The organism is Ruminococcus sp. RTP21484sp1_RTP21281st1_A8_RTP21281_210402, assembly GCF_040914025.1.
In the GTDB taxonomy this organism is placed as follows: Bacteria; Bacillota; Clostridia; order Lachnospirales; family Lachnospiraceae; genus Blautia_A; species Blautia_A faecis.
Window position 1 is genome coordinate 43563 of record NZ_JBCPGE010000032.1, and the last position, 9575, is coordinate 53137.

Sequence of the window (9575 nt, forward strand, 5' to 3'; positions counted from 1 at the left end):
TGCGACTATATTCTATATAGAAGCCGAAAAACACAGCTTGCTGTGTAAGAAACCGAGGGAATGGGGAAACGGAATCCCCATCAAGATTGCCCGTAACCAAAATCCACAAAGTGGGTTTTGAGTTACTTGGGCGAATCTTGCTCTAGCTATCTCGAAATTTAGGATGATTTTTCAAGAAAGAAAAGAAATAATGTCAAAAATATACGATATTATTACATGACAAAAGAAACAAGAAAAAAAAGTATATAATAAAAATTACAGAAAGCTATTAAAAAACAGGAAAGCTATTTTATAAGATGAGGTGATTTTAATGAAAATGAATCAAAGAAGTATGGATAAAGGCATAAGCATTGAGGGGGGAAAAAAGTTTTTGAGAGAAGAAAATAGTTTGAATAAGGGTTCAGAAAAAGATATTGAAGAATTGGAAGCCTTTTTTACACCGATTGCAAAACGTTTTCCTTCTTTAGGAAAGGCATTTAAGACATCAACATCGTATTATTTTTATGATGCTGGTACAGGAAAGGTGCTTCAATGTGGGGATAAGATATTTAAAATTTTAAAGCAGTGGGAAGCTAGTTGCGATTTTAAATCTATTTTGAATAACTTTGAAATTCCACTAAATGATCTTATAGAAGAATTGCTTGAATTAAAAAGTGCAGTTGATAAAGAAAACATTATGCAGGCAAAATTAATTGAACATTTTTATTTACCAGAAAACGTGGATAATTATATAAGTACTCACGTCAATATGATAACCCTTGAATTAACAGAACGATGCAATTTAAGATGTAAATATTGTATATATCAAGACTTTAATGAAGGCTATAGAGGTTATGGAGAACGTGATATGACCATTGAAACGGCAAGACATGCAATTGATTTGCTGGTGAAACATTCGGCAGATGTAGAACCAGAAAAGAAATTAATTGTAACCTTCTATGGAGGCGAACCTCTTCTTAAATTTGATTTGATTAAACAATGTGTTGAGTATGCAGAGTCTAAAAAGGTAGATCATGAATGGCTGTTTGCAATTACAACTAATTGCACAATGCTAACAGATGAAAAAATTCAGTATTTTGCAGAAAAAGGATTTACCTTGACAGCAAGTATAGATGGCTATAAGGAAATACATGATGCGAATAGGGTGTATCCAAATGGTGATGGCTCTTTTGAAATAGCTTTAAAAAATTTAGAAAAACTTGCAATTGAGTATAAGAAAAGAGATGTTGAAGGACCTCATATTAGTATAAATTCAGTCATTACTCCACCATATGATTTTGAAAAATTGAATAAATTACAGAAGTTTTATTCCAGTCTTAAATGGTTACCTAAAGATGCAAGAATTACATGGGCATATGCACAACCTGATCCTAATAAAACTAAGGAAGAGACTGAACGTGAGATGGCAAGAATAAAAATAGGAGATGAAATGGAATTAAATCCAATTTCAGCATGGCATTATGATAATATGTCATCAATAGAACGAGAGTTATTTACTCGGGAGGGTGAAATGCGCTCTTTAATGGGAATTCATGAGAGGCATATTGTTAATGCACCTATAACGTTTGCGCCATTAAATGCGTGCTGTATTCCTGGTAGTCGTCGTATATATGTGACGGTTGATGGAAAATTAAAGGTTTGTGAGCGCATCGGAGAATCTCCTGACATTGGAAACGTTATAGAGGGACTTGATTTTGAGGCAATACGTAGATATTTTTATGATGAATATATTGAAAAATCACTTCCGAGCTGTAAAGATTGTTGGACAGTCCAAATGTGTGCTCTTTGCTATATGTATTGCTATAATAAGGATGGTATAGACATGGATAGGAAAAGATTGTCCTGCGAAAGAATTAAATTTTTAAATGAACGATCATTAGTTAGATATCATGAGCTACTGGAAAATAACCCACAAGGACTAAAAAATCTGTTGAATCTTGAATATAATTAATAAATATAATACTCACATATTATATAAATTTTAAAAATTAATGGAAGGAGGGGAAAAAATGAAAGTTATTAATCCTTTAGGACGAACAATGGAACTTGATACTGACGCTAATTATGAAGGAGTATCTCCAAAAGGCGGTTGCATTTGCTATCAGAGTGATACAAATGCAGATGCAAAAGGATTAAATATCCTTTGTATTGGATGCAGATCAAATTGTTTTTCTGGTAATTATGAAAACAATGTTGCTAATCAGTCTTTGGCAGAAAGTAAGACTATATTATAGTTTACATATGTAAATAATATGGTATTGTAAAATGAATACTGACAAAAGAGATGTGTGAGTAAATCTCTTTTGTCAGTATAATATTATATTAGGCGTTTATAATAAAAATTTAATCTAGAGGTTGAATTTATGTATATAACATCAACAAAGTTATCCAATGGATTAAAATATCATGAATATAAAAGTAAAAATGAAAATGTATTTTGTTCATTAACGGTACGTGCAGGTTCTTTATGTGATATAGTACACGGAACAGCACATTTTGTAGAACACTTGTTGTTGTCCTTTGTTAAGAAATATGGAATAAATTACGAAAAGGAAATACCTGTTACCGGAAAAACTTCATTCGACAGGACAAGTTATTATTTTGCATGTAACAAAACAAGATTAGGCGAAGTAATTAATTTTATAAAGATAATAATTGGAGGCATGTATCTCAGAGAGGAATATTTTGAATCTGTAAAAAATGATATTTTAAATGAATATAAATTTTGTAATGACATAATTCAACGGGAGCAAATGTTCCTTTCAAAAGTTTCAGGAACCTTAAATTCATTTATTCCAATTGGCACAATTGATTCAATTAAATCAGTATCATTTGACGATGTTAAAAATTACTTTAACAAAGAATATAGGATTGATAATATGCTTATGGTAATATGTGGAGATGTTGAAAATAGATTTATAGATGAACAGATAAACTTACCAATAAAAAGTATTGAAAAAATCAATAGTCAACCAATAATGAAAACACAATTTAATAGTAATATCAAAGTGAATAATGATAATGAAATTTTTTTCCCTATTTCGTATGCACCATTTATAAATAATGGTGAAATTTATGATTATCTTTCAGTATTTTTAATTACACACATTTTATCAGATTTTTCATCGGATGAGATAATTCATGTGGGGATAAAAGAGTATACAAAGAATATTCGGTATATAAGTATAAAAATTAATAGGAAGATTTCCGTATATAGATTATTGTCTTTTCTAAGAAAAAGACTGTTAGGCATTCAGAAACAAAAGATAGATATTGAGTGGATAAAAAATGAAATTGTAAATAAACTTCTCCTTCAAATAAATGAACCATGGATGCTTGATCGAATTGAAGATTTTTATATTTACGAAACGGACTATTATGATGTATATAATGCTATACAACATTTGCATTCCCTTTGTTTTGATGAAATTAAGATAGTAATCAGTAATCTATTTAAAATGAATCCGCTGTTGCTTGAAAAAAAAGATAATCGGATTTTTATTAAAGAACTTAATGAGTGGAGTGTGTAAAATGAAAAAAATAAGTTGGATATATACAATTAAGTATTGCTTATACTTGGCTTGGAAGGCTTCAAAAAAGTATACTATTATTAGGATAGTCATAAAATTTACATTACCAATTATTGCAATTTTAGTTTCATATTTGATTGCCAATATTACCAATATTCTTTCCGGCCAGGTGTTAATTGGTAAATCGGAAACTATTTTTCTTTTTTTTATGGTGTTACTTTTATGCATGAAAATTTTGTCTTTGGCATTTAATAAAATACATACATATATCTCTCAGAATCATAATGAATTGCTTGATAGAGAAATTAATTTAAAAATTATGGATATCTGTATAAATTCGGATATTGAGATGTATGACAACCCTGAATACTATGACCATTTGGAAATTATACATCGTGATTCACAAGCAATAGTAAATATATTATGGAGTGTTTTAGATTTTATCAGTGCATTATTATCTTTTGGTGGAGTTTTAGCTATCATATGTAACGGTGAGCCTTTGTTTGCATTAATTATCACAGTAAGTGCTATTCCGGTTGCAATTGTATCCCATCATTTCACGAAAAAAAATTATGATTTAAGTGTTAAACAAGCAAATGAGGAACGTGAGAAATTTTATTATACTGCTATTTCGTCTCAGAAGTCATATTCCCAAATTATTAGAATTAATAAAATGGGAGAATGGATTAAAAGAAAGTATCATAATCTATGGAAAAAATTATTTTTAGAAAGAAAGCAATTGCATAAAAAAAATTATATATATGATGTCTTAGTAAAGGCTATTCCAGAAATAGTTATTGGAGGAGCTCTGATTAATGTAGGATTAAAAGTCATACAAGGGATATATTTGGTTGGAGACTATGCTTTATACACTGGATTATTTACACAACTATATACTCAAATTACAATGGCTGTTGAAAATGCTATAGATGTTTATGATAATAAAATAAAAATTGAGAATATATTAACTTTTAATCAAGCTCCTTGTAAAATAGTGTCGGGAGAATGTTCTCTTAATGAAATTGAGACAATTGAATTTAGAAATGTATATTTTTCATATCCAGGTACAGATGTAGAAGTATTGAAATCAGTATCATTTAAAATCAAAAAAGGAGAAAAGATTGCTCTTGTAGGTTTGAATGGATCAGGTAAAACAACTATACTTAAATTAATACTTAGATTTTACGATCCAACAGTTGGAGAAATATTGATAAATGGTATTAATATAAAAAAGTATAAACTTGATGATCTTAGAATGTGCATGGACTGTTATTCTCAAAATTCGATTAATCTACCTTTTTCTGTTAGAAAAAATGTTAATACAAGAGATAATAATCAATATTTAAATAATGATATGGGTATTATCAAAGCAATGGAATATGCTCATGCAAAGGATGTTCTTAAAGAATGCGGTGGTAATCTATCTAGATATATATCACGCTTTTTTTCTGATGAAGGAATTGAACTGTCTGAAGGACAACATCAAAAAGTGGCAATTTCAAGGGTTTTTTTTAGTAACAGGAAATTTGTCATATTTGATGAACCGTCTTCATCACTCGATCCAGAGGCAGAAGATAAGATATTTAAATCAATTGAATTTCTATTTGATGAGAAAACAGTATTTTTTACATCACATAGATTAACCAATTTATTTTTGGCAGATAAGATATTAGTTTTGGAAAAAGGAAAAATAATTGAAAATGGAACAAAAGACGAACTGATGAAAAAGAAAGGACGGTTTTATAGTCTTTATCAATATCAAGCTGAAAAATTTGTTACCAGTGATTTTGTTTAAGTTTCCATTTATTAAATAAGAGTAAGAGGTTTAAATAAATCAAAGCAAACGTAGTAGAAATATCTGGAGACTTTCATGGAAAGCGGCCGGATACCCATTAGCAATAATCTGTGTGAGACAAATATCAAACCGTTTGCTACGCAAGACATGCATGGCTGTTTGCAGATACCCCAAAAGGGGCGGCGGCAAATGCCGTGCTGTATACGCTGGTAGAATGAATATTCTTGTGCGGTGAAACCGCATGTCCGGAGTGACGGAAGCCGGATTACTCAGTAGAAAGCGCAAGGGCGAATGACCTGGACGTGTATGAGTATCTGAAATATCTTCTTACAGAGATGCCGAATAACAACCATCTGGAGAAACCGGGGATTATTGACAGATGCCTGCCCTGGTCGCCAGAACTGCCGGAAAGCTGTAGACTGACACGACGAAATAAAAAGTGCCTCAAACTATGATGTAGACAGTATAACAGATGAACTGTTGACTTGCACTACGCTATGTTTTGAGGCACTTACACATCTATCAAATAATAATGCAATTTTAGGAGAGATAATATCATGAAATTTATAGATTTTATAAAAAGTTTTATAAAAATTTTTAAATTTTAAATCCTTTTTTATCCGAGAAACGTTATATATCATAAAGTTACATGTGCAAACGGAGGTGGTGTTAGTTTGGAGCAAGAAAATGAAATTCTAAAAAGACTAAAAAATGGTGACAAAAAGGCTTTGGATGAGATGATCCGGCTTTACTATCCCGAAATATTCCGTTATTGTATATGGCACACGCAAAACAGAGAAATGGCAGAAGATGCAACGCAGGAAACATTTGCTAAAGCAATCAGACATATGGATAGTTATGTACATCGTGGTAAATTTAAGGCATACCTTTATAGAATTGCAATAAACACTTGTAATGATTTCTGGCGTCACGGGAAAAAAAGTATAATACTAGAAACGGAGGAATACAGAGAGAGGGGTTTTGAACAGGTTGAATCAAAAATGGCAATGACAAAAATGCTTTCTGAATTATCTGTCAGTCAACGGGAACTTATTATTTTACGGTATGTGCATGAATTGAAAATAAGGGAAATTGCTGAAATTTTAAATTTACCGATTCGTACCGTACAATCGAGATTGCGTGCTGCACTAAAAAATCTTGAAAGAAATTATAGAAAGGAGTCTTGTGAAAATGATCAGAAACTTACGTGAGAGGTTAAATAATGAGTTGAAGAGTTATCATGCAGTAGAATTATCCAAACAGCATCTGGAAAACACTATACAGGTTTCTCGTATCATATATGACAAACGTAGAAAAATGAGAAAGATTTGTACAATTGAGATGATAGTAAACCAGTTTCGATTTATTGCTGTTCCGGTATATTTTTTACAGGGGGGTGTATTGCTATTTTTATACATGGTTATTAGTATAGCCATGCATTCAGAAGATTTTACCAGTAATCTTTCGGCATTGCTAAGTACTTCTGCTATATTAGTTTCTATGACAGCTTTACCAACTTACGAAAGATCGAGGCGGTATCATATGATTGAGATTGAGAGTACAACAAGGATTTCTTGCCCACAGGTGATTCTTGCCAGAATTTGTGCAATAGGTATTGGAGATATTATATGTCTTATAGTACTTATTTTATTGACATTTGAAAAAATGAATTTTCCTGCACAAAGTATCCTTACTTTTGTTTTGATGCCGTTTTTGTTCTGTGGTATCGGTTGTCTTTTTATCCAGAATCATATGAATAATGAATATAGTATTTACATTTCCACAGGTTTTAGTATTGCTGTCGGAATAACATATTGGTTGATTGCTTCAAAACTACAGAGGTTTTTGTTAAATGTATCTATTGGTTTCACTATTGCAGTTTGTGGTGTGTTGATTTTAATATTAGGTATAGAATGTCGGAAACTTATCATGCAAAAAACTTCCTCTGTTTTACAGGAAGCATTTATTTAATTTATTAGGAGGATTGGTATGGAACTTCAACTTCAAAATCTGACAAAATATTTTGGAACAAAACCTGCTGTTAATCAAGTTTCTCTGACAATTACCCCTGGTGTATGGGGACTTATCGGGGCAAACGGAGCGGGAAAAACAACACTGATGCGTATGCTTACAGGAACTTTGACACCTACTTCTGGTAAAATTTTTTATGATGGCATTGATATTTTTTCATTAGGGGAAGGATATCGTGATGTTTTGGGATATCTTCCGCAAAAATTTGGATTTTATCCAGAATTTACGGTTATAGACTATCTGGAATATATAGCAACTCTTAAAGGTTTGAAAAAAGGCATATATCGGGAGAGAATACATGAACTTCTGGAAATTCTCACACTGACAGACGTTTATAAAAAATCAATAAGGAAATTATCAGGTGGCATGCAGCGTCGCATAGGTATTGCACAAGCACTGCTCAATAATCCGGAGGTACTCATTCTAGATGAACCAACCAGTGGATTAGATCCCGGAGAACGAGTACGTTTTCGAAACTTGCTTTCTGAATTTGCAAAGGAGCGTATTGTGCTGATTTCTACACACATTGTGTCGGACATTGAATATATTGCGTTTCAGAATATTATTATGAAGGATGGACAACTTATTGATTCGGGTACAACAGAAGAGTTACTGAAAAATGTTGCTGATAAAGTATTTACTGCTACTATATGCGAGACAGAATTAGAAAACTACGAAAAGAGAACACGAATTATCAGCGTGAAGAATGAGGAAGGCAGGAAGCTTAGTGTCCGTTATATAGATGATGTACCAGTTATACCAGATTCAGAGAAAGTACAGGCTTGTTTGGAAGATTTATATCTTTGGCTGTTTCGAAAGGAATTACGCTCAAAGGAGGAAGATATATTATGCTGAGAGTAGAATTAAAGAGGATGTTAAAAACCCGTTCTACATGGGGACTGTTTGTAATTGCTTTTACCTTGAGCTTATTCTTTGCATTTTATACGGTACGACATGAAGCTTATTATCAGTATGAAAATGGTCAGACAGAAATTATTCGGGGGTCAAAAGCCTATGAACTGAAGCAGGATAGATATGATATGGTTAGTGGCAAAATCACACCGGAACTTATGGCTGATGCCATGAAAATTTACCACGAGATAATCGAAAAATATGGAGATGATTATTCTGTTCCGGCAGAAATCAGTGACAAGGTTTTGGGACCATATTCCCCGGTTTATACCTGGATTATGCAGGCATTTACAGATAAAAATGGGATACATTATAGTATTGCTGAGCTTTCACCTGAACAGATGAAAAATTTTAATGAGGAACGGATTATGACACTGCAGAGGTTACTTGAAGAGAAGTATAACAAAGTACCTCAAGTAAAGGAATATGCAATGACTCATGTGGATATGGACAGAGAGACCTTTGATTACAATTATGGTATCGGATCGACACATACTTTTGATAATTTGGGTATACTTACATTTATTATCACACTGATTTGTATAGTGATTGCAGCACCTGTTTTTTCTGCTGATTATGCCAGTGGTGCAGATGATATTCTTCGCTGTACAAGAGATGGGAAAAGACGTCTTGCTATTACAAAGCTGTGCTCTGCTTTCATCATAGGGCTTGGTGTTTTCATTATTTGTATAGGGACTTTTTTAACCGTGATATATGTAGTTTTCGGATTTAATGACAAGACCTCAGCAGAATTATTAAATGTAATGTATAATCCTGATTCTTTGACAGCTATAGGAATATTGGGAATGATCATTATATCAAGTTTTTTGAGTTTTATGGCTATGTATAGCTTTACACTATTTTTGTCATCGCAGTTTAAAAATTCAATTCTGGTGTTGGCATTATCAATCGCTATAGCAATACTGCCTACCATTATTCGCATGTTTGGAGCAGGAGGAAGCTTTGGCATAGATGGTGTAGGAAGTGCAGAAGGAAATATGATTAACTGGATTCGATTTTGCCTACCATCAGGCGGATTAACAATGGTAGGCTCTATGCTTGATGAATTAGTTAGTTTGCATTTTCTTTGGCTTGGTGATTGGGTTATTTGGTCTTCCTATATACTTCTGATTGCAGCTACAATACAAATTCCGATATGGCTTGGACTCTCAGTACACTTTTATAGGAAGCATGAAGCTAATTAAATTAAAATAACAGCATCATATTATTGTAAGCGCTTAAATCTTGGGTAGCTTTACTGTCTACGTTTTTAAACTCATAATGATAGTAAATAGATTTTTACTACA

Annotated in this window: 9 protein-coding genes; all 9 read left to right on the forward strand. The window is 32.3% G+C overall.

Features of this window, described 5'->3' with window-relative positions:
• The first annotated feature begins 310 nt into the window (after positions 1-310).
• Entirely contained in the window at positions 311-1951 is a 1641-nt protein-coding gene (locus tag AB5170_RS15030; protein WP_195983079.1) for a radical SAM protein, read from the forward strand.
• Positions 1952-2009: 58 nt separating this feature from the next.
• Complete coding sequence (locus AB5170_RS15035; RefSeq protein ID WP_195983080.1) at positions 2010-2234, forward strand: hypothetical protein; 225 nt, start codon at positions 2010-2012, stop codon at positions 2232-2234.
• Between the two features lie 129 nt (positions 2235-2363).
• Positions 2364-3530 (forward strand): pitrilysin family protein, encoded by a 1167-nt coding sequence (locus AB5170_RS15040; RefSeq protein ID WP_195983081.1) that lies wholly within the window; start codon positions 2364-2366, stop codon positions 3528-3530.
• A 1-nt stretch (position 3531) separates the two neighbouring features.
• The gene (locus tag AB5170_RS15045) at positions 3532-5325 is read left to right on the forward strand and encodes an ABC transporter ATP-binding protein (RefSeq protein WP_195983082.1); all 1794 of its coding nucleotides are present in this window, start codon (positions 3532-3534) and stop codon (positions 5323-5325) included.
• A 302-nt stretch (positions 5326-5627) separates the two neighbouring features.
• Positions 5628-5780: a hypothetical protein gene (locus tag AB5170_RS15050; protein WP_347708964.1), complete on the forward strand. Its 153-nt coding sequence runs from the start codon at positions 5628-5630 to the stop codon at positions 5778-5780.
• A 219-nt stretch (positions 5781-5999) separates the two neighbouring features.
• On the forward strand, positions 6000-6536 hold the full coding sequence (locus AB5170_RS15055) for an RNA polymerase sigma factor (RefSeq protein WP_195983083.1): 537 nt from the start codon (positions 6000-6002) through the stop codon (positions 6534-6536).
• The gene (locus AB5170_RS15060) at positions 6517-7296 is read left to right on the forward strand and encodes a hypothetical protein (RefSeq protein WP_195983084.1); all 780 of its coding nucleotides are present in this window, start codon (positions 6517-6519) and stop codon (positions 7294-7296) included. The genes AB5170_RS15055 and AB5170_RS15060 overlap by 20 nt, the downstream gene beginning before the upstream one ends.
• 18 nt (positions 7297-7314) lie before the next feature.
• Complete coding sequence (locus tag AB5170_RS15065; RefSeq protein WP_195983085.1) at positions 7315-8211, forward strand: ABC transporter ATP-binding protein; 897 nt, start codon at positions 7315-7317, stop codon at positions 8209-8211.
• Complete coding sequence (locus AB5170_RS15070) at positions 8205-9473, forward strand: ABC transporter permease subunit (RefSeq protein WP_195983086.1); 1269 nt, start codon at positions 8205-8207, stop codon at positions 9471-9473. The genes AB5170_RS15065 and AB5170_RS15070 overlap by 7 nt, the downstream gene beginning before the upstream one ends.
• Positions 9474-9575 lie beyond the last annotated feature (102 nt).